This window comes from Pseudomonas sp. P9_31, from assembly GCF_034008235.1.
Lineage (GTDB): Bacteria > Pseudomonadota > Gammaproteobacteria > Pseudomonadales > Pseudomonadaceae > Aquipseudomonas.
In genome coordinates this window covers 4,662,072-4,687,198 of record NZ_CP125375.1, presented here as the reverse complement: position 1 = coordinate 4,687,198, position 25,127 = coordinate 4,662,072, and the positions used below count along the sequence as shown (strand labels likewise).

The 25,127-nt window shown below is 58.3% G+C and carries 18 protein-coding genes; 9 read left to right on the top strand and 9 right to left on the bottom strand.

Annotated features, from left to right (window positions below):
• Window positions 1-21: 21 nt before the first annotated feature.
• The 3 genes from QMK51_RS20990 to QMK51_RS20980 all read left to right on the top strand — a co-directional run bounded on the left by QMK51_RS20990 (window position 22) and on the right by QMK51_RS20980 (window position 11,617).
• Entirely contained in the window at window positions 22-10,278 is a 10,257-nt protein-coding gene (locus QMK51_RS20990; RefSeq protein WP_320391574.1) for a hemagglutinin repeat-containing protein, read from the top strand.
• 12 nt (window positions 10,279-10,290) lie between these two features.
• On the top strand, window positions 10,291-10,539 hold the full coding sequence (locus QMK51_RS20985; RefSeq protein WP_258697046.1) for a hypothetical protein: 249 nt from the start codon (window positions 10,291-10,293) through the stop codon (window positions 10,537-10,539).
• A gap of 517 nt (window positions 10,540-11,056) precedes the next feature.
• Window positions 11,057-11,617: a hypothetical protein gene (locus tag QMK51_RS20980; RefSeq protein WP_258697045.1), complete on the top strand. Its 561-nt coding sequence runs from the start codon at window positions 11,057-11,059 to the stop codon at window positions 11,615-11,617.
• Window positions 11,618-11,681: 64 nt separating this feature from the next.
• Here the strand turns inward: QMK51_RS20980 and QMK51_RS20975 are convergent, their stop codons facing one another.
• On the bottom strand, window positions 11,682-11,954 hold the full coding sequence (locus QMK51_RS20975; RefSeq protein WP_258697044.1) for a hypothetical protein: 273 nt from the start codon (window positions 11,952-11,954) through the stop codon (window positions 11,682-11,684).
• 362 nt (window positions 11,955-12,316) lie between these two features.
• A complete protein-coding gene (locus tag QMK51_RS20970; protein WP_320391572.1) occupies window positions 12,317-13,051 on the bottom strand; it encodes a thioredoxin family protein in 735 nt (244 codons plus the stop codon).
• Window positions 13,052-13,252: 201 nt separating this feature from the next.
• On the opposite strand from QMK51_RS20970, the gene QMK51_RS20965 reads away from it, so the two are divergent.
• Window positions 13,253-13,645 (top strand): transcriptional regulator, encoded by a 393-nt coding sequence (locus QMK51_RS20965; RefSeq protein ID WP_320391571.1) that lies wholly within the window; start codon window positions 13,253-13,255, stop codon window positions 13,643-13,645.
• A gap of 125 nt (window positions 13,646-13,770) precedes the next feature.
• On the opposite strand, the gene QMK51_RS20960 is transcribed toward QMK51_RS20965, so the two are convergent.
• The 3 genes from QMK51_RS20960 to QMK51_RS20950 all read right to left on the bottom strand — a co-directional run bounded on the left by QMK51_RS20960 (window position 13,771) and on the right by QMK51_RS20950 (window position 15,832).
• Window positions 13,771-14,640, bottom strand: coding sequence for a DUF6279 family lipoprotein (locus QMK51_RS20960; RefSeq protein ID WP_320391570.1), 870 nt, complete (start codon window positions 14,638-14,640; stop codon window positions 13,771-13,773).
• A 77-nt stretch (window positions 14,641-14,717) separates the two neighbouring features.
• Entirely contained in the window at window positions 14,718-15,434 is a 717-nt protein-coding gene (locus QMK51_RS20955; RefSeq protein ID WP_258697040.1) for a TorF family putative porin, read from the bottom strand.
• A gap of 209 nt (window positions 15,435-15,643) precedes the next feature.
• A complete protein-coding gene (locus QMK51_RS20950; RefSeq protein WP_017337097.1) occupies window positions 15,644-15,832 on the bottom strand; it encodes a hypothetical protein in 189 nt (62 codons plus the stop codon).
• Between the two features lie 352 nt (window positions 15,833-16,184).
• Here QMK51_RS20950 and QMK51_RS20945 point away from each other — a divergent pair, with 352 nt between their 5' ends.
• From QMK51_RS20945 to QMK51_RS20935, 3 genes are all read left to right on the top strand, one after another.
• Window positions 16,185-17,021, top strand: a complete 837-nt coding sequence (locus QMK51_RS20945; protein ID WP_030131899.1) for a S1 RNA-binding domain-containing protein — start codon at window positions 16,185-16,187, stop codon at window positions 17,019-17,021.
• Window positions 17,022-17,394: 373 nt separating this feature from the next.
• Complete coding sequence (locus tag QMK51_RS20940; protein ID WP_320391567.1) at window positions 17,395-18,840, top strand: NCS1 family nucleobase:cation symporter-1; 1,446 nt, start codon at window positions 17,395-17,397, stop codon at window positions 18,838-18,840.
• 165 nt (window positions 18,841-19,005) lie between these two features.
• Window positions 19,006-19,938 (top strand): DMT family transporter, encoded by a 933-nt coding sequence (locus tag QMK51_RS20935; protein WP_258697037.1) that lies wholly within the window; start codon window positions 19,006-19,008, stop codon window positions 19,936-19,938.
• Here the strand turns inward: QMK51_RS20935 and QMK51_RS20930 are convergent.
• Window positions 19,874-21,064 (bottom strand): MFS transporter, encoded by a 1,191-nt coding sequence (locus QMK51_RS20930; protein WP_320391566.1) that lies wholly within the window; start codon window positions 21,062-21,064, stop codon window positions 19,874-19,876. The two genes, QMK51_RS20935 and QMK51_RS20930, sit on opposite strands and share 65 nt — an antisense overlap.
• 104 nt (window positions 21,065-21,168) lie before the next feature.
• Here QMK51_RS20930 and ptrR point away from each other — a divergent pair, with 104 nt between their 5' ends.
• Both ptrR and QMK51_RS20920 read left to right on the top strand, forming a co-directional pair.
• Window positions 21,169-22,062 carry a putrescine utilization regulator PtrR gene (ptrR, locus tag QMK51_RS20925; RefSeq protein ID WP_258697035.1) on the top strand — a complete coding sequence of 298 codons (894 nt, stop codon included), beginning with the start codon at window positions 21,169-21,171 and terminating at the stop codon, window positions 22,060-22,062.
• A 140-nt stretch (window positions 22,063-22,202) separates the two neighbouring features.
• Entirely contained in the window at window positions 22,203-22,331 is a 129-nt protein-coding gene (locus QMK51_RS20920; protein ID WP_007914492.1) for a PA1414 family protein, read from the top strand.
• Between the two features lie 186 nt (window positions 22,332-22,517).
• Here QMK51_RS20920 and QMK51_RS20915 read toward each other — a convergent pair whose 3' ends face one another.
• From QMK51_RS20915 to QMK51_RS20905, 3 genes are all read right to left on the bottom strand, one after another.
• The gene (locus QMK51_RS20915) at window positions 22,518-22,769 is read right to left on the bottom strand and encodes an acyl carrier protein (RefSeq protein WP_258700776.1); all 252 of its coding nucleotides are present in this window, start codon (window positions 22,767-22,769) and stop codon (window positions 22,518-22,520) included.
• A gap of 53 nt (window positions 22,770-22,822) precedes the next feature.
• A complete protein-coding gene (locus QMK51_RS20910) occupies window positions 22,823-23,548 on the bottom strand; it encodes an MBL fold metallo-hydrolase (RefSeq protein WP_320391564.1) in 726 nt (241 codons plus the stop codon).
• A gap of 85 nt (window positions 23,549-23,633) precedes the next feature.
• Entirely contained in the window at window positions 23,634-25,013 is a 1,380-nt protein-coding gene (locus tag QMK51_RS20905) for a sodium:solute symporter (protein ID WP_320391562.1), read from the bottom strand.
• Window positions 25,014-25,127 lie beyond the last annotated feature (114 nt).

The following is a 25,127-nucleotide window of genomic DNA, read 5'->3' as shown; positions in this document are numbered from 1 at the left end:
TGCTTTAACGAGATTCAAATCATGGACGTTCGTCAACTGGCCCTTCTGGCTGGTCAGCCTTCTGCTGCCATCAATAACCGTGAGTACTTCTGGGGCATGCCCAAGCGCGGGTTGGCGTTTCTGTTGGCCAACGTCATGTTCTGGCAGCCGATGTGGGCCCAGGCGGACGGAATTGTGGTGGCCTCGCCGGGCACCAGCCTCGGGCAGGCCGGCAATGGCGTGCAGATCGTCAACATCGCCACGCCCAACGGCACAGGGCTGTCGCATAACCAGTTTCACGATTACAACGTCGGCACCCAGGGCGTGATCCTCAACAACGTCGCCAACCAGACCGGCGCGACGCAACTGGGCGGGATCATCGTCGGCAACCCCAACCTGACCAACCGGGTCGCCGCACAAACCATCCTCAACGAAGTAATCGGCGGCAGCCCGAGTCAGCTGCGCGGTTATACCGAAGTGGCGGGGCAGTCGGCGCGGGTCATTGTGGCGAACCCCTACGGTATCAGCTGCAACGGCTGCGGCTTCATCAACACCCCGCGTGTGACCCTCACCACCGGCAAACCGGTGCTGGACAACGGCCGGCTCGATCGCTTCCAGGTCGATCAGGGCAGCGTCACCATCGACGGCGCCGGGCTGAACGCCGACAACGTCGACCGCTTCGAAATCATCACTCGCAGCGCGAAGATCAACGCCGAGATTCAGGCGAAAAACCTGACCATCGTCGCCGGCCGCAACGACGTCAACGCCGACAGCCTCAACGCCACCGCCCGCGCCGATGATGGCAGCGGTAAACCGGGGCTGGCCATCGACTCCTCGGCTCTGGGCGGCATGTACGCCGGGGCGATCAAACTGGTGGGCACCGAAGCCGGGATCGGGGTGAAACTCGACGGCAACCTGGCCGCCAGTGGCGGTGACATCCAGCTCGACGCCAATGGGCATCTCAGTCTGGCGCAGACGTCGGCCACGGGCGCGGTCAACGTCAAAGCGGCCAGTCTTGATGCGCGCGGCCCGGTCTATGCCGGCACCGCTGTCAACGTGCAAACCCAAGGCAACCTGACCAACCAGCAAACGCTCGCCGCCCGGGACAGCATCACCCTGAGCGCCGGCGGTGTACTGACCAACAACGGCATCATCGAAGCCGGAGTCAACGCCGACACCAGCCGCAACGCCAACGGCGATGTGAACCTGAGCGCGCAGAACCTCAACAACGTCGGCAAGAGCGTGGTGGCCAGCCGCAACCTGACAGTCAACACCAGCCTGACCCTGAACAACCAGGGCGGCACGTTGAGCGCCGCGCAAACCGCCAACATCACCGCCGGGACCCTGGACAACCAGAACAAGGGCCGGGTGTTGAGCAGCGGCAACCTCAATCTCACGGCCAGTCAGGTGCTTAACGGCAACGGTCTGATCACCAGTACCGGTCATCTCGGCGTCACCCTTGGCCACCTGAACAATCGCAATGGCGAACTCTCGAGCCTGGCCAGCGCGACGCTGCGCATGGCCACTCTGGATAACGTGGCGGGACTGGTGAACGCCGGTCGGGCCTTGAGCATTACCGCCACGGGAGCGGTGAACAACCAGGGCGGCAAACTGACCAGCCTCGACAGCCTGAGCCTCACTGCCGGCACGGTCGATAACAGCAACAAGGGCCGGATCGCCAGCAACAAGGCCCTGACGGCCAGTGTCAGCGGCCTCGACCAACACGATGGCGGGCAACTCACCAGTGGCACGTCGCTGACTCTGGACCTGAATCACGGCGAGTTGAACAACCAGAACGGTTTGATCAACGCCCCGGTGCTGGTGCTGAAAAACCTCGCACAGGTGGACAACCGCAACGGCGAAATTTCCAGTGCGCAGGCGTTCACGCTGGCGGCCGACAGCCTCGACAACAGCAACGGCAAACTGCTCGGCAATCAGGCAGTGACCCTACGCATACAGCAGGCGCTGACCAACATCAAAGGCCTGATCGCGGCGGCAAGCGTCGATGTACAGGCCGGTAGCCTGAACAACAACGGCGGCACCCTCACCAGTCGCACCGGCCTCGACCTTCGGGTTACCGGCCAACTCGATAATCAGGACCAAGGCCTGATCAACGCCACCGACAACCTGACCATCAACACCGCGAATTTGAACAACCAGAACGGCGGCTCGTTGCTTGGCAGCGCCATTGCCATCGACTTCAGCGGCGCCATGGGCGACCTGAACAACGCCAACGGCCTGATCACCACCACCGGGCAACTGAGCATCCGCAACCTGCGGGATTTGAACAACCAGAGTGGTGAAATCTCCAGCAGCCAAAGCTATGCACTGACTGCACGCAACCTGGACAACAGCGGCGGCAAGCTCATCAGTCGTCAGCAACTGGATCTCACCGCCGATGCCACCACTAACCTCAAGGGTCTGATTTCCGGTTGGCAAAGCCTGAGCCTTTTGGGCGGCAGCCTAGACAACCGTAATCTAGGCACCTTGTCGAGCCGCGACGGTGACGTGCTGGTGGACCTTGCCGGCGCGGTGCGTAACAGCAACGCCGGCGCTCTGGTCAGTAACGGCACGTTGAAGGTCACGGCGGCCAACCTCGACAACAGCGACAACGGCATTCTTTCCAGTGTCGGTGCGCAAACCTTCGTCATCGCCGGAACACTGAATAACGCCCAAGGTGGTTTGATCGACAGTGGCGCCGCTCTGGATATCCGGGCCAAAGTGCTCGACAACACCAACGCAACCATCAACGCCCAGCAGGACATCAGCTTCACCGGCACCGACCTGAACAACAGCACCGGTACCCTGGCCGGCACTGGCGCGGTCACCCTCGATCTGCTCGGCACCCTGACCAATACCAACGGCAAACTGGCGAGCAACGGCCCGCTGGTCATTCAGCGCGCGGTGCAGATCAACAACCAGGGCGGCCAACTGGCCAGTCTGGGTTTGCTGAGCCTGTTGACCGGCGGACTCGATAACCGCAATGGCGGCATTGTCGTGGCCAACGATCTGCTGACGCTCACGGCCAGTGGCTTTGTGCAGAACAGCGCGGGCGGTCAGGTCTTCAGCAACAACGCCGGCCTGACGCTCAACGCCGCCAGCCTCGACAACGCCAAGGGCACCCTGCAAAGCGAGGGCGACCTGACGGTAAAAACCAGCGGCGCCATCGATAACCAGAGCGGGCGCATCGTCGCCAAGAGCGGCAACCTCGACATCACCGCCGCCAGCCTCGACAGCCGTGGCGGTGTGCTCTCCAGCCTGCAAGGCGCCTTCAGCAGCCACATCACGGGTGTATTGCGCAACGGCTATGACCTGAACAACAACCGTCGGGGCGGGATCATTCAGGCCCAGAGCCTGAACCTCAAGGCACTGGCCGGCATCGACAACTACGGCGGGCGCATCACTGCGCAAACCGGTGACGCCATCGTCGACACCGGCACCAACGGCAACTTCGACAACCGCAATGGCGGCCTCTACGCCAAGGGGTTGGTCAGCGTCACGGCTAAAGACTTCGACAATAGCGGCGACAACGACGGGCAGATCGGCGGGCAACAAATCGACCTGAGCCTGCGCGGTGCATTGAACAACCGCCTGGGCATCATCGAAAGCGAAAGCACCCTGACCATCTCCGCCGCCAGCCTCGACAACCAGACCGGCCAACTTCGCGCACTGGGCGACAATGGTAAAACCGCGTTCACCCTCGGCGGCCTGTTCGACAACCGCAATGGCACCGTGGAATCCGCCAACACCAACCTGAACCTCACTGCCGGTAGTTTGCTGAACGTCGGCGGCAACGTGCTGCACGTCGGCACCGGCCTCTTCGACATCGCCACCGGCCAACTGGGCAGCGCCGGTGGCAACTTCGTCACCCGTGGTGGCCTGACCCTGGCCGCCGCCAGCTGGACCAACAGCAGCGTGATCCAGGCCGATCGCCTGACCGTCAACATCAACAGCCTCAACCAGACGGCCGCTGGTCAACTGCTGGCCGCCAGCACACTGACCGGTAACGGCGGTAACTGGAATAACGATGGCCTGATCGCGAGCGACGGCAGCCTGAGTCTGACGCTCGGTGGCACGTACTCGGGCAATGGCCGGGTCAGCAGCCTGGGAACGTTTGGCCTCAGCGCTGCACAACTGAACCTCAATGCCGCATCGAGCCTCGCCGGTGGCGGCAACACGACCATTTCCGTGGGTGGACAGCTCAGCAACGCAGGTCGCCTGACCTCGGCTGCCGACCTGACCCTGACGGCCGGTAGCGTCAACAACACCGGCACCGTGGGCGCCGGCAAGAACCTGACGTTGACCACAGACGCATTACGCAACGACCGCGGATTGATTTTCAGTGGCGCAGACATGCAGCTCCTGAGCCCCAGCTTCACCAACTACTACGGGCAGGTCTACAGCCTGGGCAGCACGCTCATTGCCAGGGATAAAAAAGGGACCAAGGCTGATCTGCTGGACAACAGATCTGGTGGGATTGAGAGCACCGGCGACCTGACGATCGCCGCCACGACGGTTAACAACGTCATGGATGTGTTGCAGTACACCGAGCATGAGAAAAGTGTCGCGACCATCACTCAGTTGTCGTGCACGCTGATCTCGTATGGATGTGACAGCCGTGGCGGTGGTCGCATCAACGGCCTTTGGGAAATTGCCGAAACCGATCGCTTGAAGATCACGCTTCATTCTGAAGCCGCCTCGATCAACAGTGGCGCGGACCTGTTGATTAATGCGGGAGAAGTGAACAACACCAGCAGTAGCATGACAGCTGCTGGCGATTTAGCTGTCCATGCTTCGACGATCAACAACAAAGGTGTGCAAGAGCAGGACATCGAAACCACCCGACGATTCGTGAGCTGGGTCAACGAAACCGCCTCGGCCATTGCAATGGCTGACCTCTTCACCCAACGAAACAACCCGACCCCTTCGGCCACCGTCGAACAGGACATGAGCAACTTTCTGGCCTGGATGGGCCAAACACTGCCGACCAGCAGCCGCGTCATCAACGGCGAGTCTCTGGATGCCATCATCCAGGCGGGTGGAAACGTCACCCTCGATGCCACCCAGAACATCAACAACAGCGTGGTTCGCCCGTTCTATGCCTATGTGGCGGCGGGTCGGACCAAAACCGACACGGGCGCGGGCAGCGGCTACTCGACACCGATCCAGATCAACCAGCAACTCGCCCCCGATCTGGCCCAGCAACAAGTCAACCCGCTCACGCTTCCCGGCTTCAGCCTGCCCACCAGCCAGAACGGCCTGTTCCGCCTGAGCCAGGAAGGCAGCACCACCCCGACCGCCACCGGCCCACAAAACTGGACCCTCACCGGCGCCAGCGTCACCTCGCCCACCAATGCGCCGCCGATCACCCTCAACCGCGTGAAAGGCCTGCCGAGCAACGCCGGCAAATCCCAACCGCACAAATACCTGATCGAAACCAACCCGGTACTCACCGACCTCAAGCAATTCATGAGTTCGGATTACCTGCTGTCTGGCCTCGGCTACGACCCCGATAAAAGCGCCAAGCGTTTGGGCGATGGCCTCTACGAACAACGCCTGATCCAGCAAGCCGTGGTCGCTCGTACCGGCCAACGCTTCATCGATGGCCAGACCACCGACGAAGGCTTGTTCAAGTACCTGATGAACAACGCAATCGCCAGCAAAAGCCAACTCAACCTGAGCCTCGGCGTGACCCTCACGTCACAGCAAGTCGCGGCCCTGACCCACGACATCGTCTGGCTCGAAGAGCACGAAGTGAATGGCGAAAAAGTCCTGGTGCCGGTGCTGTACCTGGCCAACGCCAACAACCGCCTGGCGGCCAACGGCGCGCTGATCCAGGGCAGCGACGTGACCCTGATCGCCGGTAAAGACCTGAACAACGCCGGCACCCTGCGCGCCAGCCAGAACCTGGATGCGACGGCCAAGAATGATCTGGTCAGCAGTGGGTTGCTGGAGGCGGGGGACCAGTTGAAGGTGCTCGCCACCAATAACCTGACCAACAAGGCGGGGGGGATCATTGCCGGGCGGGACGTCACGCTGACCGCCACCCATGGCGACGTGATCAACGAACGCACCGTCACCACTCATGAAAGTGGTACGGGGTACACCAACGAGCGCACGGACTTCGTCAACAGCGCCGCCCGCATCGAAGCCGCCAACGCGCTGACCCTCAACGCCGGGCGCGACGTCAACAACACCGGTGGCGTGCTGAAAAGCGGTGCCGACACCACGATCAACGCCGGTCGTGACGTCAACATCGCTTCCGCCGAACAGATCGTCAGCCATGAGGTGGGCACACATCGTGATCAAACCATCACCCAATATGGTTCAGACGTGGATGTGGGGCGGGACCTGAAGGTTAATGCTGGTCGGGATCTCACCGTTATCGCCAGTCAGATCGATGCCAAGCGTGACGTCAGCATGAGCGCCGTTGGCGACCTGACGTTGGCCTCGGCGGCGGATGAACAGCACTCCTTTAGCCAAAACAAAAAGTTCACCAGTCAGGAAGACCATGTCAGGCAGGTGTCTACGACTGTTAATGCGGGCGGTACCGTCTCGCTAAAAGCGGGTAAAGATCTGGGCCTGATTGCCAGCCGGGTGAGCGCCGGGGAAGAGGCGTATCTAGTTGCCGACGGTGATCTATTGGTAGGAGCAGCACAAGACGAAGACTACAGCTTCTACAGCAAGACCAAGAAAAGCTCGTCGGGAAAAAAGAGCCAGCTTCAGGAGATTTCCAGCACGACCAATGTCGGGAGTTCGGTGACTGCTCAAGGTAAAACTGTACTGTCCGCCGGCAACGATTTGCTGATCGAAGGGAGCAATGTGATCTCTGAGAAAGGTGGCGTCGGTCTGGCTGCTGGCAATGATGTGAAGATCGTTGCCGTCACCGATTCAACCAGCGCACGCTTTGAAAGCAGCTCAAGCAAAAGCAGCTGGGGTGGTTTGAAATCGAGCAAAGTCCAAGACAACATCTCGGAGACTCAAACCACTGCAGTGGGTAGCCTGATATCGGGTAACACCATCGCAGTGAGCGCAAAGCGAGACGTGGCAATTACCGGCTCTGCCTTGGTCAGTACTGACGATTTGGCGGTTCGCGCCGGCCGCGACCTGAACATCACCGCCGCTGAAAACACCTACACCCGCACCGAATCGCATAAGGAAAAGAACCGTGACCTGACCGGTGTACTCACGGCCAACAACCTTGGCGTCGATGACATCACTGGCAACCAACATCTGTCCATCAGTGGCCAACGCCACAATGGCACGATGTCGCAAACGACCCTTACCGGCAGCACCATTGGCTCCAGCAACGGCAATGTAAGCCTTGTGGCCGGGGGGGATCTGAGCGTTATCGCCAGCGATCTGATCAGTACCAAAAACATGAGCTTGCGCGGTACTAACGTCACTATTGCGGCGGGCATGGAAAGCTCAAGTCAAAGCACTGCCGATCAATCCAATAGCCTGGCAGTAGGGCGTGTTATTGGCGGGGCGATCATTGACACCGTTAACACCATTCGTACGGCGGTCAAGGCAGCGAACGATGCTGAAGACCCACGGCTAAAAGCCGTGAAGCTGGCACAAGCTGCATTGGCGGCTTATAACCTCGGCGGAATGGCGGGTGATGCGGAGGCGAACAGCACTGGTTTCAAAGACAAGACTGGCGGTACTTCCAACAATGGGTCGCTGATTAAAATTGGTACTGAGCTTGCCAATACTCACAGCAAAAGCACCAGTGAGTACAACAGTCAGACTGCGAGGCAGAGTTCTGTAAATGTTGGCGGCACGCTTTCGATCATCGCCACGGGGAACGCGGAGGGTGAGTCCGGCGACATACATGTCATCGGGAGTACCTTAAAAGCCGCCGATACATCCTTGATCGCGAAAAACGACATCATTCTGGAGAGCGCGCAAAACACTGCTGAATGGGCCAATAACAATTCCAGCAACAAAACTGCCATCGGTGCCAGTTTCAACATTGGGCAACAAAACGGTTTTACCCTGGATCTCGGTGCGTCGGGCGCGAAAGGCACCGGGACCGGCAGATCCATCACGCAGGTTAACAGCACACTGAACACAGGTTCGCTCCTCTTGCGTAGTGGAGGCGACACCACCCTTGCGGGCGCTCAAGTCAACGCCGACAGCATTAATGCATTGATTGACGGCAACCTGAACATCATTTCCCGTCAAGACGTAGAGATCCAGGAGAATAAGCAAGGTAGCGGTGGTTTCGGCGCCAGCATTTGCATTCCTCCATTTTGCTATGGCGTACCAGTTAGCGGCTCGGCAAATCTTGCCGCTGGCAACATGAACAGCGAGTACAGGGCCGTAACTGACCAAACCGGGCTGTTTGCCGGCTCGGGCGGGTACACCATTGATGTTGGTAAGAACACCACCCTGACCGGTGGGGTTATTGCCAGTGACGCGACGCCGGATCAAAACCTGCTGATCACCGACCGACTCATTGTCAACGACATCAAGAACGTCAGTGAGATCGAAGCTCAGTCCGCAGGCATTTCGGCCAGTTTCAGCAGTGCCGGGGGCGGGAGTGGTTCTGTCGGTGGTTTGTATGGCATCGCACTCAATGACTCGGACCAAAGCAAAACCCGTAGCGCCGTCAGTGAAGGCACCATCATCGTCCGCAACCCCGAAGGTGCGAACGATCTGGTTGGCCTTAATCGCGACACCGCCAATGCCAATGAACAGCTCGACAAGCCAGACCAGCATGCAATGGACGAACGCATCGAGCTTGTAAAAAGCGCGATGCAATTGGCGCAGGGCATTGGTAATGCAATCGCTGCCGCAAAAATTGATGAAGCCAAGGATCTGAACAGCGACGCATCAAACGCTGCAAGGCAGAAGCTTAACGACAAGGGCATTGCCGATCCGACTCCTGAGCAAATTGCGCAGCAAGTTCAGCAAGATTACGGCATGGGCAGCAGCTTCCAAAAAGCTTCGCAGGCTGTCAGTGCAATCGTGCAAGGAGTGCTGAGCGGCAACATTCTCGGGGCTTTTGCCGGTGCGTCCGCACCTTATCTGGCTCAAGCCGTGAAGCAAATGACTGAGGGCGATGACGCGGCCAACTTGATGGCGCATGCCCTCCTGGGGGCCGTGCTTGCGAAAGCGCAAGGTGGTTCCGCATTGGCCGGCGCTGCGGGAGCGACTATTGGTGAGCTGATTGCCAAACAGCTTTATCCGGACAAGACCAGTGATCAGCTGACTGAGTCGGAGAAACAGACGGTTTCGGCTCTGTCCACGCTGGCTGGTGGGTTGGCTGGGGCTATGGTTACCGGGAGTTCCGCAGGAGCGGCGTTGGGTGCCTGGACATCAAAAAATGCTGTAGAAAACAATCATCTGAGCGTGGTTGAACAATACTCGCTTCGTGTAGCGCAGAGAGAGTACGAGGCGGCATGTACCGGAGTTACATCAAGTTACTGTGAAGGACTATCCAGCGATATTGCTGACCTTATCGCCAAGGGGTCCAGCGTGCTCAAGGACGAAAGAATCGTAGAGGAGAGTGATTTCACGCGTGCTTTTGCTTCCAGTACCAAACCTGGGGATATCGTCTCCTGCGTTACGTCGGCGAATGGTTATTGCGTTGCCACTGATAAGTCGATCACAACGGATCAAGGCGAGGAGTGGATCCTGCAACCTGCTTCTTATGAGCAGTCGATCATAGGGAAAAATGAAAAAAAACTGCATGACGCAGAACTGAAGGCTCGTCTTGATGGCGTATCCAACGAGCTTTTCATGGCGGGCTGTGGCGGAGCGGGGATCGTTGGTGTCGGGTGCCAACTCTACACGGCCTTTGGGGGAGCGAATCCTATAACAGGGGAGACTGCAACAGGTCCCGAGCGGGTAATATGGGGTGTAGAGGCTCTTTTAAATGCTTGGGGTTTGGCTGGCTCCGTATATAGTGGTCCAAGCAAGGGGGTGGGGACTAGTCTCTATAAAATGCCTTCTGAGTTACCAGATAATTTAAGTGGTCTGGCTAATCCAAAAGATATCCGATTTACCCAGGACAGCATTAAAAATGCATTTGCGGATGGAGGGGATCTGTATTCGACCATAGATGGCTTGAAGTCTGGGCGCATATCTCCAAACGATATTCCACCTATTCGTGTTTTTGAGAAGGATGGATTGGTCTATAGTCTAGATAATCGGCGGCTACTTGCTGCTTCTGCTGCGGGCGTTCCAGTGAAAATAATTCCAGCGACTCCTGCGGAAATTGCCAAGGAAGGTTGGAAAATGACTACTCCTAATAATGGCTCGATAATTTGTATTCGAGGCGTATGTAGATAGAGGGTTTTGGAAATGACTTCAAATATTGATCAGGTACAAACAAAGGAGCATCTTGCGGATTTTATAGGGGAGTTGAAGGCGGAGTTGTTGCGTTCACCGCAGGAGTGGGAGAATAAAACTTTGGAGGATTTTTTAGAGGCCATGGAAGCATGGGTAAGAGTTATTGATTCTTATGCAAAAAATATGGGTGATGCTGAGGTGCTTACACCAAGTTGGAAAACTTTTGCGAAAATACTTTGTGCGGCAAAGGTTTATGAGTGATGGGGTAAAAGGGCTAAAGTGACGGATTTTTTATAGGTTGGTTTACTAGAAATAAATCTGTCTCGACTCTGTGGGTTTCTGCGTTGCCGAACCGGAAACGACGAGTTGGGCTGGGTAGGAGGTTTGGCCTTCGGAGTTTAGTGGCTTTGAAGTGGGGGGTGTAAGAGAAGTGGAGGGTATTTGCTTGGAAAGGGATATGAGAAAAGGGGACGGATTTATTTGTTTGGTTTTATGCGGTGACCAGAAAATAAATCAGTCCGCTTTTTGGGAAGTGGTTACGCCAAGCTGAAAAATTTTTGCGAAAATATTTTGTGCGGCGAAAGTTTATGAGTGATGAAGGAAGGGAGTAAATAAACGAATTTACTTATAGATTATCTTGGCTAATAAATTAGCCCTGTTTTTTCGCTATACGCGCTTGGGCCTGACAGACCCCCTATAGCGAACTCAGCATTTATGATGCGCCGCTTTGACAGATATTTTCTCATCAGCCGAACATACGCTTTAAGGACATCCAGACGTGAAAAAAACCACACTACTAGCACTGACCCTGATTCTGGCATTACCAGGCTGCCATTCCAACGTCCGGGACTCTTCCCCCAGCCTGTTGAAAGACGGTGTCCAGCTGCACCAGAACAAGGTGACAGTCGATGCGCAACACGCCAAGGTCATCATGAAAGCATCAGGTAGCACTACCCCGGTAGAGTTCTCGATCCTTCGCGCAGCGGATCCCGACAAGCGTATGGAGGTGCTTGGAACTGTGGTGGATTCAGGTCAGGGCAAGGTCTTCGGCTGGATCGCCAAACTCAACGAAGCGGCCAACAGCGCCACGCTTAAACGCTTCCCGCAGTTGGAAGTGCAGGCGGATGTCGATCAGCCATTCCAGGTGTCGGGTTATTCGAATGGCGCGGGTGTTGGGAGTATCTATAGCTGCGGCCCGATCAAAACCACTTTCACACCAGAAAGAAGCAAGGTCTATTTGGTGGAGTTCCAGTTTGTTGGTAGCCGCTGTGAGCAGCGTGTCTACGATATAACTCAGCCTCAGGAACGCATTCCTGTGACGAGCGTACCTTCTGCGTAAAGGACGCTCAGCTATTTGAATTCCCTATGTAAAACGGGCGACCCATAGATCGCCCCTTTTACATTTACTCCGCAGCCTGCGCCCGCAATCGCCTGCCAATCACATCCATCAAATCACAGCCATCACGCAACGGTATGGCCAGCAGTTTTGAAAAGTCGGAAAGCACAACCATGTCGCAACCGATCTCGGCGCGAAAGGCGATGTTTTCCAGTACCTGAGTGACGGTGCGGATGCGGTAGTCGGCCATGGCTTGCAGGACGTCGAGTGGGGCTTGTGTGTCGATGAGCAGGGAAGCCGGGATCAGGTCGATTCCGGTAAGGGGCATGTATCTATCCATGGGTGGAGTCTCTTGTCATTGATGAGGACTCTCTGTGGTCGGGTCGCCAAACCCGGTCGCCATTTGGGCGACGGGCGGACTATAAGCTTCATCGTTCCAGCGGTGCAAGGTGCCTGATTCCGAGGTTGTTGTAGGGCATTTGCCGCAGTTGTAGTCAGTCAACCGGACGCAACCTACAGAACGCCACGCTACCTCGTGGGAGCGAGCCTGCTCGCGAAAGCGGTGTATCAGTCGACATCAATGTTGAATGTTAGTCAGTCATCGCGAGCAGGCTCGCTCCCACAGGGGGGTTGTGGTGTTCATGGGGACTGTGTCCAGCCTGGACCAATGCCCCCGATGGCTGAGCCTCGATCCTTGAGGGTCTACCCCCCATGACAGCAACTAACCGGTGCCTTGTCCTCATACCGGTCGTGATGCCTCACCCAATCCATGATCTCCTCTTCATTACGCCCCTTGGGCGTGAGATCGAGGTAGTTGTAGGCGCCGACCAGCAGGTCCAGACCCCTCGCATAAGTTGAATAGGTGTGGAAAATCTCGCCCGCTTCGTTGCGATAAAACACGCTGAGCCCTGGGAGTTCTTCTTCAGCCCCGTCGGATTTTTCGTAGTTGTAGGTAGCTTTTCCGGCGGCGACGTCTTCGGCTCGGGCGCAGACGCCAAAGTCGTAGTTGAAGTCGCAGCCTTCGGACGAGACCCAGTCGAATTTCCAGCCCATGCGCCGTTTGAAGGGTTGGAATTCGGCAAACGGTGCGTGGGAAACCGCGACCACGGCGACGTCGTGGTGGGCCAGGTGCTGGTTGGCGCCGTCGATGTGGTCGGACAGGAACGAGCAGCCGGGACAGCCTTCGTCCCAGCCAGCGGCGAACATGAAGTGGTAGACGATCAATTGGCTGCGGCCGCCCAACAGGTCGGCCAGGCTCAGTTCGCCGTTGGGGCCCTGGAAGCGGTAGGGTTTGTCGATTTTCACCCAAGGCAGAGCACGGCGTTCGGCGCTGAGTTTGTCTCGTTCCTTGGTGAAGGCTTTTTCGTGGGCCAGGTGTTGTTTACGGGCGGCGAGCCATTCTTCCCGGGACACGACCGGATGATCCTGAATGTTCATGGTGATTTCTCCTGCGAGGCTTCGGTGAGGCCGAGCCGCGCTGCGGGTTAAGCCGTCTTACACAGCCTAGTCGTTTGGCCTGCGCTCAAATCGACAGGCCGCCGGTCGGTAGGGCGAAATACCTCGGCTGAACGGCTGCCCTCCCGCTTGGTCACAACCTATGAAGGACATTTCACTCTCGGGCTTGGAGGATGAATCAGGATGACGACTTATAACTGGGATTTGATTGAACGCTTGCTGCATGAAGTGCAGAACGGCGCTGGCCACAGTTTCACTCCACGGCCCTACGCCGAGCAGTATGTTGCGGAAAAAGCCGCCGCGGGCGAGGCGATCGAGAATCTGGATCACCTGAAAACGGTGGCGGGTGAGTACGAAAAGTTACTGTTGGGGAGGGGGTATATCGAGCCTCGGCCGGCGGATCAGGGTGGCAATGGCGCGAACTACATTTTGACGCCTCGGGGCTCGAGTTTGTTGAGCCTGATCGACAGCTGCATTCCGGGGAATGAGCATCCGCGGCAGGTGCTGGATGAGCAGGAAGATGCACTGGATGATCTGACGTTTGATGACGTGGCGTCGAAGGCGCAGATTGCTTGATGTTGTGGTGACAGCAAAAGATCGCTGCCTTCGGCAGCTCCTACATGGGAATCGCCTACACCCGTGAAATATCGGGCGGACACACATTCTGTAGGAGCTGCCGAAGGCTGCGATCTTTTAATCTTCTAACCTCGCTGCGCCGCTTTCAGGCATTTCAAATCAGTGAAATCCTTGCGCATCCCCGCAATCTTCTTCAGTAACTGTTCACGCTGAGCCGGTGTGCTCTCGGCCATCAAGTCCAGCAGCAACGCCCGAGCCTGGGCTTCGGCGTTGGTGTAGGCCTCACGATATTCAGGTGTCCACAAACGCTCGCGATTCACCAGAAGCGTCTCGATTTTCTGTGGGAAATCCGGACTCTGCCGTTGCGCGACTGCCGCGCTGAATTGCTGTTGCCAATGGGCGCGGTTGGCAGCCCATTGCTTGTTCTTGTCACCCAAGGCATTCGACCACGCCAATACCCGTTGCTGTTGGGTTGGAGTGAGCGGGCCGAGCCAGTCATTCAGGCGTTTTACCATGCGCTTGCTCCGCTCTTTGATCTGTTGCTCGAGCGACGGCTTGAGGTAGTCCTGTTGACGTTTGCGCTGGTCCTTGGCGAAAGCGTCGTTCATTTCCGCGACTTGCTTGTCATCCAGCCCCTGTAACAGCTCGATGGCTGACGGGGTGATTTCCCGGGCGGTTTCGGCGATGGCCTGTTTGGCTTCCTGGGTACGGGTTTGCAGCGCGGCGTCGGTGATCTGGTTGGTCTCGACCATGGTCTGTAAACGATCCAGCCAGTCGAGGTAGCCGGGCAATTGCGTGGTGCAGTGCCAGTTCAGGTGTTCCTTGAGGCGCTCGTTGAACCAGTCTTTTTGCTCGTGGTTCATGTCCAGGTAGTCGCTGAGCGTCCAGGGAATGATCACGTCCAGGTTGCGGTAAGCCAGACCCACGCGGCTGCACGCGGCGACAGTGAGGCTGAGGGTGAGGATGACGGTGATCTGTTTCCACCAGTGCGACATGGCGAGTCCTTGCGAAGATCTGGCTTCTTACTGGATTCTCTTATGTGATCGCTGGATGAGCCCGGCAGTTCAGCCGATCAATAGAAGGCGCGTGCGGCCTTGAGGGTGACCAGGCCATCGCACTCGCTATTGTGGCCGGAATAGGCGGAGCAATCGCTGCCGCTCAGGCTTGAGTCACTGTAGATCAAGTCCAGATCGATGCCCATGAACGGCCGGGACAATTTCACTGACCAGTCGGTAAAACTGCCGACATACCCACCGTCGACGGACACCGGTGTGTTGAGTTGGTGGGTGGTGTATTTCAGGCTGACCCCGATGCCGAACGGCTGATTGCCGCTGAGGTCGGCGAACAGGGTGCTGTTCTGTTTGTCCGGGTCGTTGCTGAAGGCTGCGCCGAAGCGGCTACCCAGCAGGGTCAGGCCGCCGAAAAGCTCTTGGCTGTCGAGGGTGTCCACTTTCGGGTAGCTGTATTGGATCATGCCCACTTCGTAACCGAGGGATTGATCGAAAGGCTGTTTGAAGCCCATATAGGAATCGACTTCAAGGTTGCTCGAAGGGCTCAGTCCCATGCTGGGGGACCATTGACCCACGTAGAAGCCGCTGTCGTGGCTCAGGTCGAGGCCTCCGTGGAACGAGCCGGTTGTCGAGGGTTTGACCAGCCCCTGGGCCATGCTGCGGCTGGGGGTGGTGGCGAGTTTGAGATCGAAGTCGCCCAATTCGCGCTGGAAGACTTGTGCATCGGTACCCGAACACCACAGCAGGCTGCCGAGCAGGAAAAGAGAGGGCTTGAACATGCGTCACTCCATGAGCAGCGAGGAGCAGATACTGAAAATCTGCTGAAACGCTTGATCCAGACACGTGCAAGCATACCGGCGAATGTTCGGCATCGAGGGCCGTTCGTCGATTGTTGAAATATTGATTTGTTTGATGGGGTAGTGCGGGAGGGTTCCAGTCCAAGCGCTTCGAAGCTCAAAGCGCTTAGGGACCAGTTAAAGCGGGGGAATTACTTTTTGCCCAGCGTGATCTGCTTGGACGGGCCGAACGTCTGGCCGCTGACGCCTTTGGCAATTTGCTGGATCTCGCCACCGGACTTGAGGAACGCTGCGATCTGGTTGTTGATCGATTCGCTGGTTTCAACGGCTGGAGCTGGCTTTGCTTTGCTGTTGGATGCTTTTACACGCATGGCGGCCATTAACCTGTAGAAAATTAACTTGGCCAGGCATCGTACAGGAAATACTTGACAATTGCTTGGTAAATATCCTCCCGAAATACACGCGGCAGGCGCGCGAATATTCGCAAGTTATTATTTTGAATAGTCCCCTAAGCTGCTGTTTTAACTAAAAACCTCGCTGGAGAAATAGCGCTTTTCGGGTGGGCTGGCCAAGGGGCGGACCACCCGAACGGCCTGACGAGCGGCCAGAATCACCCGGCAAACCCCAGGAAAATTAAGGCTTGCAGAGGATTTTCTTGCACCACCGGGCCGGCCGCCGAACGCCGCTCGCAAAACCGGGTAGAATGCCGCCCACGCAATGAGGGTATTGGACATGGCTTTAGTCGGGCGCTACAACAGTTTGCAAGTGGTTAAACACACTAACTTCGGTTTATATCTGGACGGTGGCGCGGATGGTGAAATCCTTCTGCCTAATCGTTATATCCCTAAAGATATTCCCAGCGAAGATGAAGACTGGCTCAACGTTTTTATTTATCTGGACAGTGACGACAAACTTATCGCCACCACCGAAAAGCCGAAAGTTCAGGTCGGTGAATTCGCCAGTTTGAAAGTCGTTGAAGTCAACAGCATCGGCGTGTTTCTGGATTGGGGTTTGCCGAAGGATCTGCTGCTGCCGTATTCCGAAGAAAAGCGCCAGATGACCGCCGGCGAGTATGTCGTGGTGCATGTCTACCTCGACAAACACACGCGGCGCATCACCGCCACGGCGCGTCTGGACCGTTACCTGGACAAGACCCCGGCCAATTACACCCCGGGCCAGGAAGTTGATTTGCTGGTGGCCGAAGCGACCGATATGGGTTTCAAGGCAATCATCAACAACAAGCACTGGGGCCTGATTCACAAGAACGAAATCTTCAAGTTCATGCGCGCCGGTAAAGAAGAGAAGGGCTTTATCAAAGAAGTCCGCGCCGATGGCAAGATCAGCCTGAGCCTGCAACCGGTGGGCGAAGAAGCCGCCACCAGTCTGAACTCGAAGATTCTTGCCAAGTTGCGCGACAACAACGGCACCCTGCCAGTCAGCGACAAGAGCGACCCGACGCTGATCAGCAGTATGTTTGGCGTCAGCAAGGGCAACTTCAAAAAGGCCATCGGTGCGTTGTACAAGAACGGCCAGATCGTCATTCATGCTGATCGCATTGAACTGAGCTGACCTTACGCCGGCCCCTGTAGGAGCTGCCGCAGGCTGCGATCTTTTGACTGTAAAAGATCAAGAACGCAGCCTGCGGCAGCTCCTACGATAGGCGCCGGGCGCAAAACTCCAGGCTAATCCCTCCATCTCTTTGTATACATAACGCCCTGCACCGTTTGCAGGCGCGGACGCCCTGTTCATGGGCGTTATCACCCCCTCTACGTCTTGGAGGCTGTGCCCTGAACAGGGTTGAAAGCCAGATTTGTCGCATCTTTCGAACGTATGGCACGCATTCTGCGTAGTAACTCGTATACAAACCATGCCAGCTCCCGTACGCAGTGTGGTCGCCGCATCAATTCCGGGGGCTGCGCCTGTACTTACGAGGAGCCCTGCGATGACCGAGCAATTGCCCAATGGCTACAGCCCACGCCTGTATAACCAGGACCTGGGGCCGCTGCCGCAGAAATGGAATTGGTACAACATCTTCGCCTTCTGGATGAGCGACGTGCACAGCGTCGGCGGCTATGTGTTCGCCGCCAGCCTGTTTGCGCTTGGGCTAGCCAGTTGGCAAGTGTTGATCGCCTTGCTGGGCGGGATTTGCATCGTGCAGTTGATCGCCAATCTGGTGGCCAAGCCGAGCCAGCAGGCGGCGGTGCCGTACCCGGTGATCTGCCGACTGGCATTCGGGGTGTTCGGGGCGAATATTCCTGCGGTTATCCGCGGCCTGATCGCGGTGGCCTGGTACGGGATTCAGACGTACCTGGCGTCCAGTGCCCTGATCATCGTCGTGCTGCGCTTTTTTCCTTCAATGGCGGCCTACGCCGAACCGCATTTTGCCGGTTTGTCCTACCTCGGCTGGTTCGGATTTCTGAGCCTGTGGTTCGTCCAGGCGCTGGTGTTCTGGACCGGCATGGAGTCGATCCGCCGCTTCATCGACTGGGCCGGCCCCGTGGTGTACGGCGTGATGTTCCTGCTCGCCGGCTGGATCGTCTGGCAGGCTGGCTGGAGCAACATCAGCTTCACCCTGGCGGAAAAGTCCCTGTCTGGCTGGGAAGCCTTCGGCCAAGTGATCGTGGCAACGGCGTTGGTGGTGTCGTACTTTTCCGGCCCGACCCTGAACTTTGGCGATTTCAGTCGCTACTGCCGCAGCATGAACGACGTGCGGCGCGGCAACTTCTGGGGGCTGCCGGTGAATTTTCTGGCGTTCTCGCTGGTGACCGTGGTGATCGTTTCCGGCACCTTGCCGGTGTTCGGTGAAATGCTTCACGACCCGATCGCCACCGTGGCGCGCATCGACAACAGCGTGGCGGTGTTGCTCGGCGCCTTTGCCTTCGTTACCGCGACCATCGGCATCAATATCGTTGCCAACTTCGTGTCCCCGGCGTTCGACTTCGCCAACGTCGCTCCGAGCAAGATCAGTTGGCGTGCCGGCGGCATGATCGCCGCCGTGGCTTCGATCTTCATCACCCCGTGGAACCTGTTCAACAACCCCGAAGTGATTCACTACACCCTCGACGTGCTGGCAGCGTTCATCGGCCCGCTGTTCGGGATTCTGCTGGTGGATTACTACCTGATCAAAAAGCAGCAGATCGACGTTGATGCGCTGTTCAATGACGGCCCGAGCGGGCGTTACTACTACAGCGGCGGGATCAACTGGACGGCGGTCAAGGCACTGATTCCGGCCACCCTGACGGGCATTGCGATCACGTTCACCCCGGTGCTCCAACCGATGGCCAACTTCGCCTGGTTTACCGGCTGTTTCCTCGGTGGCGTCCTATACTTCGCACTGGCCAAGCGCGAGCAGGCACAGCAATCGGCGGCGCTGATCATCGCGGGATGACGCACGCGACGATTCAAAGGCCTTTTGCAGGCACCTTTTACTGGCCATCTGGTTAATAATCGACAGCATCATTTTTCGCCCCGGTGCCTTCTGTTCAACAAGAAGGCCGGGGCTTTGCTTTTACTGTCGAGTCACTGCCATGGATTGTGTTATCGAGGTGTTCCGGTGAGCGTCAGCCGGCGTAGCGCCGATGGGTTTGCCCTGCAAGTGATGGTCGGGTTGTGCCTGATCTGGGGTGTGCAGCAGGTGATGATCAAATGGGCCGCACCTGACATCGCGCCGGTCATGCAGGCGGCGGGGCGGTCGGGAATTTCCGCGTTGCTCGTAGGATTGTTGATCTGCTGGAAGGGTGGCTGGGATCAGGTCGGCGCTACCTGGCGCGGTGGTTTGCTGGCCGGCGCGTTGTTTGGCCTGGAGTTCTTCTTCATTGCCGAAGGCCTGCAATTGACCACGGCGGCACACATGTCGGTGTTTCTCTACACTGCGCCGATTTTCACCGCGTTGGGCGTGCATTGGCTGCTGCCGAGTGAGCGTTTAAGACCGGTCCAGTGGCTGGGGATTGTTCTCGCCTTCATCGGCATTGCCATTGCGTTTGCCGGTGGCGTGTCCTGGGACAACCTCGACCACCGCATGCTGATGGGCGATGCCTTGGGCGTGCTGGCCGGCGCTTCGTGGGGCGCGACCACCGTGGTGGTGCGCGCCTCGCGCCTGTCGGAAGCGCCGGTGACCCTGACGCTGTTTTATCAACTGATCGTCGGCTTCGTCGGCCTGCTGTTGATCGCAATCCTCAGCGGTCAGGTCACCCATGTCAGCCTGACCACGGTGGCGGTGGCCAGCGTGCTGTTTCAGGGGCTGGTGGTGTCGTTCTTCAGTTACCTGACCTGGTTCTGGCTGCTGCGCCGTTATCTGGCGGCGAACCTGGCGGTGTTTTCGTTCATGACACCGTTGTTCGGCGTCACGTTCGGCGTGGTGCTGCTGGGCGAAGCACTGAGCCTGAACTTCGTGGTTGGCGCGGTGCTGGTTCTGCTGGGGATCACTTTTGTGAGCGCAGAGCAGTGGGTTCGCCGTCGTTTACGCAAAGCACTTGGGCAACCCTGACCGGGCGCAGCAGTAAACCGCCGGCGATGATCAAGCCGCTGCCGGCGATCACCAGCGCGGGTTGCAAACCACCGCTGAAATGGCTGCTCAGCGCCGCCAGTAACGGCCCGCTGAGCTGACCCACGGCGAAACACGCGGTCAGTAGCCCGGCGTTGCGCTGGGTGGCGTGGGGCGCGAGTTCCCGGGAGCGCTGCATCACCAATTGCATGCAGGCCAGGAACGGCCCGCCACACAGGATCACCCCCAGCGCCAGGCCGGCACCGCTGCCCAACAGGCAGGTGAAGACTCCGGCCGCCTGCAACCACAACGTTGCCATCAGCCAATGACGGGTGGTGTTCGGGTTGTGTCGACGCAGGCTCACCAACACGACCCCGGTCGCCGCCGCCAGGCCGAAGCACGGCCAGAACAGATCGGCTTGCCATTGTCCATGAAACTGCGCGCTGGCCATCTGCGAGAGGAAAGTGGCCGGGATGATGTAGCCCAAACCGTACAACCCATAGATCACCGGTAAACGTCCGACACCTTGCGCACCCGACGTGGTGGCAGGCGGTGTTGCCGTAGAAGGGCCGGCCGACAGCGGCAGGAGCGGCAGAATCCCCAGCAGCATGACCAGCCCGACACCGGCATACACCAGCCACAACGTTGCAGACGTCTGACCCAGAAGGTTCGAGCCCAAGGCCAGCAAGCCCGTCAGAAAAATCCCCAGACCCGGTCCGGCAAAAACCAGGGCACCGAGCCGCGGGCGACCAACCGCCGCTGCCAGCGGCTGGCTCAACGCGGTAATCATCACCAACACCCAGGCACTGGCCACACCCGTGCCGAAACGCAGCGCCAGATGCGACCAGAACCCGTTGGCCCAGAACGAGGCCAGGGTCAGCAGCACACAGAGCCACAAACCACCGAGCAGGCGCCGACGAACCTGATCGGGACGACGGGCGAACATCGCGTCCACTGCGCCGACGAAGTAGCCGAGGTAGTTGGCGGCGGCAATCAGACCGGCGGCGGTCAGGTCGATCTGACCCTCGCTGAGCAAGTGCGGCAGTTGCGGCGTCAGGGCGAAACGCCCGATGCCCATGGCCATCATCAGGGCGATGAAACTGGCGGTTAAGCGAATCAGAGGGGACATGGTCTGAGTTCCGTTTCGAGGATCAATGACCGTCAGGCTAGGACTGATTGACTTTCTTTAAAAATGAATAATAGTGAGAAACTTGTTCTGATTTGGAGAATGGCATGGAATTCAGCCAATTGCGGATTTTCCAGGCGGTGGCGCAAGAGGGCTCCATTACCCGGGCCGCTGAACGCCTGCATCGCGTGCCCTCCAACCTGTCGACCCGGCTCAAACAGCTTGAAGAGCAACTTGGCGTCGAACTGTTCGTGCGCGAGCGTCAGCGTTTGCAGTTGTCACCTGCGGGAAAAGTCCTGTTGGACTACACCGCCAAGTTGTTCGCCTTGCACGACGAAGCCCACGCGGCGGTGCAGGGCGGGCAACCCGCCGGGGATTTTGTTCTTGGCACCATGTACAGCACCGCCGCGATTCACTTGCCAGAGCTGTTGGCGCGTTATCACCGCCGCTACCCGGCGGTGAACCTGCAAGTGCAATCGGGGCCCAGCGGCGAATTGCTCGAAGGCCTGCTCACCGGGCGCCTCGACGCGGCGCTGGTGGACGGCCCGCTGGAACTGGCCGGGCTCGACGGCGTGCCGTTGTGCGACGAACGGCTGGTGCTGATCAGCGAGGCTGATCATCCGCCGGTGCGTAGTGCGCTGGATGTCGAAGGGCGTTCGGTGTTTACGTTTCGCCAGGGCTGTTCCTACCGGATGCGTCTGGAAGCCTGGTTCGCCCATGACCATGCGGCCATGGGCCGGGCCATGGAGATCGAGTCGTATCCGGGAATGCTGGCTTGTGTGATTGCCGGTTCCGGCGTGGCGCTGATGTCGGAGTCGATGCTCGCCAGCCTGCCGGGGCGCGAAAGCGTGGCGGTGCACCCGTTGGTCGAGCCGTTCGCCAGCGCCACTACCTGGCTGATGTGGCGCAAAGGCATGGTCGGGGCCAACCTGAATGCATGGATCGAGCAGCAGCAGGCGGTGTATCCGTCTGCAGCGATTCAGGCCCAGGCATTTGCTTGAACGGGCGTACTAGGATTTGGATCAATTTAGTAACAGATCATTGCGATCTTGGGCGAGCATTGCGTAGGACTTAGGACTATTATCAGTGCGAAGGGGCTACGGAACTTCGGCCGCTCGGCACGACCCTGAAGGGGGGCATCATGAAAGAGAAAATCCAAAACTGGCTGCATGACCTGGGTGTCGCACTCGGTTTGATTGAACCGCCTCTGCAACCCGTGCCTATTCGCACGGACGACGAACAACGTCGCCGCCAGCAGCGCCGCCGGTAAGTCTGGTAAATCACCTGTGGCGAGGGAGCTTGCTCCCGCTGGGGCTCGCAGCGGCCCCATTCATCGCCACTCAGGTGGGGCAGGTTGAGCGCGAGTGCAGCTTGCGATTGCTGTGCAATCGAGCGGGAGCAAGCTCCATCGCCACAGAGGTTTATTCGGCACATCGGATGTATTTAGCAATCCGTTTCAATACCGCCCGATCTCAATCAAAAACCGCGTCAAATCATTTGCCGTCCTGGCAGTCTTGAGCATGCGGTCTTCTTCGGCGGTAAACGCCGTCAATCCCAGCTGATCCTCCAGATGGAAGATCAGCTCTTCAATATCCTCTTTATCCAGCCCCAACTGCACCAGGTTGGTGTTGTCGTCGAAGTCATCCTGATTTTCCAGCAGGCGGCGAATGAAGTGATGCACGGCGGCACGAACGGCGGCTCTTGTCATGAGATCCTTCTTCGAGGGCGTTATGAGGTCCCTGATGCTGAGTACAGCAGGCTTCAGGCGTGCCGGCGCTGCCATTCGTCAATCATCGTGCGCAAATACTCCCCGGAAAAACTCCCGAAATGCCCGCCGTGCACCGTGCGGATCGGCAGCGTGCGCAAGCGTTGCAGGCTGCGGGCGTAGTCGTCGAGGTTGGAGTGGTAGGCGTTTTCGATCAGCGGCCCGTCGTAGATGATGTCGCCGCTGAACAGGGTTTCGGTCGCCGCCTCAAACAGGCTGATGCCGCCCGGTGAATGGCCCGGCGTGTGCAGCACTTGCAGGACCCGATTACCGAGATCGAGCACGTCGCCTTCTTCGATAAAACCCGTGGCCGGTGCGGCTCTGACCCGGTATTCGGCGTAGCACAACGGGCAGTCGGGGTGAGCCTCGAACATGCCATCACCGACGAAAAGCTTGCTCAGGGTGTTGTCGCCGTCGGGTTCGGCGAGGATCTGTGCTTCGGCCGGGTGCACCAGCCGTTCGGGGAATTCGTGATGGCCGGCGATGTGGTCGAAATGGCAATGGCTGGCCACCGCCACCAAGGGCCGTTCGATGAGCCACGGCAATTGCTCGCGCAGGCTGACCAGCCCGGAACCGCTGTCCAGCAGCAAGTCCTTGTCGCGGCCCTGAATGTGCCAGAGGTTGCAGCGGTAAAAGGGCCGAATGTAAGGCTCGTGAATCAGGCGGATGCCGTCGCTGAGCTGTTTGACCTCAAACCACTGATCGCGGCTGACGATCTTCATAAGCGATTTTCTCCAGACGAAAAAAACGGGTGTGGCAACCGACGCCACACCCGTCGAAGAAAGCATCAAGTCGTCATGTTTAAGCTTAGGCGACGCTCGTCACCACGGCCGGGCGACGGGACAGCAGGCTGACCAGCACGAAACTCACCAGGCCCACGCCGAGGCTGTAGTAGATCGGGGTGTTGGAATCCATACCGTCCTTGATCATGAACAGCAGCGCGGTGGCAAAGCCCAGGCCCATGCTGGCGATAGCGCCGGCGGTGGTTGCGCGTTTCCAGAAGATTGCACCGATCAGCGGGATCAGCATGCCGCCCACCAACAGGTTGTAAGCCAGGGTCAGGGCGCTGATCACGTCGTTGACCACCAGCGCGATACCCAGCACGGCGACGCCGGTCAGCAGGGTGAACAGGCGGTTGATGCCCAGGCTCGACTGTTTACCGCCGCGCAGTTTTGGCAGCAGGTCTTCGGTCAGGGTGGTAGCAGCGGCGAGCAGGCCGGCGCTGGCGGTGGACATCATGGCCGCCAGGGCCGCGGCGATCACCAGGCCACGGATACCGTCCGGCAGGGACAGTTTGACGATGGCGGCGAAGGCGTTGTTGACGTTGTCCAGGTCCGGGATCAGCACATGAGCGGCCATGCCGATCAGGGCGCAGGCCAGTCCGTAAAGGATGCAGTAGAAGCCTGCGAATGTACCGGCGACCTGAGCCACTTTGGCGCTCCTGACGGTGAACACACGCTGCCAGATGTCTTGGCCGATCAGGATCCCGAAGAAGTAGATCATGAAGTAGGTGACGATGGTGTCCCAGCCAATGGTGGTGAAGCTGAAGGCGGATGCCGGCAGTTTCAACACCAACTCATCCCAACCACCGACGCGGTACAGGCAGATTGGCAACAGGATGAACATCAGGCCGACGGTCTTGATGATGAACTGGACGATGTCGGTCAGGGTCAGGGACCACATGCCGCCGATCGCCGAATAGATCACCACCACGCCACCGCCGAGCAGTACCGACAGCCAGAACGGCAGGCCGAACAGCACTTGCAGCACGGTGCCAATGGCCAGGATCGAGACCACGCCGATCATCAGCGCATACGCCAGCATGATCACCGCGCTCGCCGAGCGGGCCATCGGGTTGTAGCGTTTTTCCAGCACCTGGGTAACGGTGTAGATTTTCAGCTTCAGCAGCGGTTTGGCGAGGAACAGGTTCAGCGCCACGATCCCGCAACCGAGGGCCGCGCAGAGCCAGAAACCGGAGATGCCATGAACGTAGCCCAGGCGCACGGTGCCAACAGTGGACGCGCCACCCAGAACGGTCGCGGCCATGGTGCCCATGTACAGGCTCGGGCCGAGGTTACGACCGGCGACCAAAAAGTCTTCGTTGGTCTTGGCCTTGCGCATGCCGTAGTAGCCGAGTATCAGCATCGCGGCGGCGTAGATGAGTACGACGAATAAATCCAAAGCCATGATGGCGTGTCTCCGATTGTCTTTTTTATGGTGAAGCAAAGATGGTTCTGGCCAGGTCTCTGTGGGAGCGAGCCTGCTCGCGATTGCGATTTGTCAGTCACATCAATGTTGGAT

Bases quoted from the DNA above. Each gene is read 5' to 3' on its own strand.
- QMK51_RS20990 (WP_320391574.1), top strand. From the start codon at position 22: ATGGACGTTCGTCAACTGGCCCTTCTGGCTGGTCAGCCTTCTGCTGCC.
- QMK51_RS20985 (WP_258697046.1), top strand. From the start codon at position 10,291: ATGACTTCAAATATTGATCAGGTACAAACAAAGGAGCATCTTGCGGAT.
- QMK51_RS20975 (WP_258697044.1), bottom strand. From the start codon at position 11,954: ATGGATAGATACATGCCCCTTACCGGAATCGACCTGATCCCGGCTTCC.
- QMK51_RS20970 (WP_320391572.1), bottom strand. From the start codon at position 13,051: ATGAACATTCAGGATCATCCGGTCGTGTCCCGGGAAGAATGGCTCGCC.
- QMK51_RS20965 (WP_320391571.1), top strand. From the start codon at position 13,253: ATGACGACTTATAACTGGGATTTGATTGAACGCTTGCTGCATGAAGTG.
- QMK51_RS20960 (WP_320391570.1), bottom strand. From the start codon at position 14,640: ATGTCGCACTGGTGGAAACAGATCACCGTCATCCTCACCCTCAGCCTC.
- QMK51_RS20955 (WP_258697040.1), bottom strand. From the start codon at position 15,434: ATGTTCAAGCCCTCTCTTTTCCTGCTCGGCAGCCTGCTGTGGTGTTCG.
- QMK51_RS20950 (WP_017337097.1), bottom strand. From the start codon at position 15,832: ATGGCCGCCATGCGTGTAAAAGCATCCAACAGCAAAGCAAAGCCAGCT.
- QMK51_RS20945 (WP_030131899.1), top strand. From the start codon at position 16,185: ATGGCTTTAGTCGGGCGCTACAACAGTTTGCAAGTGGTTAAACACACT.
- QMK51_RS20940 (WP_320391567.1), top strand. From the start codon at position 17,395: ATGACCGAGCAATTGCCCAATGGCTACAGCCCACGCCTGTATAACCAG.
- QMK51_RS20930 (WP_320391566.1), bottom strand. From the start codon at position 21,064: ATGTCCCCTCTGATTCGCTTAACCGCCAGTTTCATCGCCCTGATGATG.
- ptrR (WP_258697035.1), top strand. From the start codon at position 21,169: ATGGAATTCAGCCAATTGCGGATTTTCCAGGCGGTGGCGCAAGAGGGC.
- QMK51_RS20920 (WP_007914492.1), top strand. From the start codon at position 22,203: ATGAAAGAGAAAATCCAAAACTGGCTGCATGACCTGGGTGTCGCACTC.
- QMK51_RS20915 (WP_258700776.1), bottom strand. From the start codon at position 22,769: ATGACAAGAGCCGCCGTTCGTGCCGCCGTGCATCACTTCATTCGCCGC.
- QMK51_RS20910 (WP_320391564.1), bottom strand. From the start codon at position 23,548: ATGAAGATCGTCAGCCGCGATCAGTGGTTTGAGGTCAAACAGCTCAGC.
- QMK51_RS20905 (WP_320391562.1), bottom strand. From the start codon at position 25,013: ATGGCTTTGGATTTATTCGTCGTACTCATCTACGCCGCCGCGATGCTG.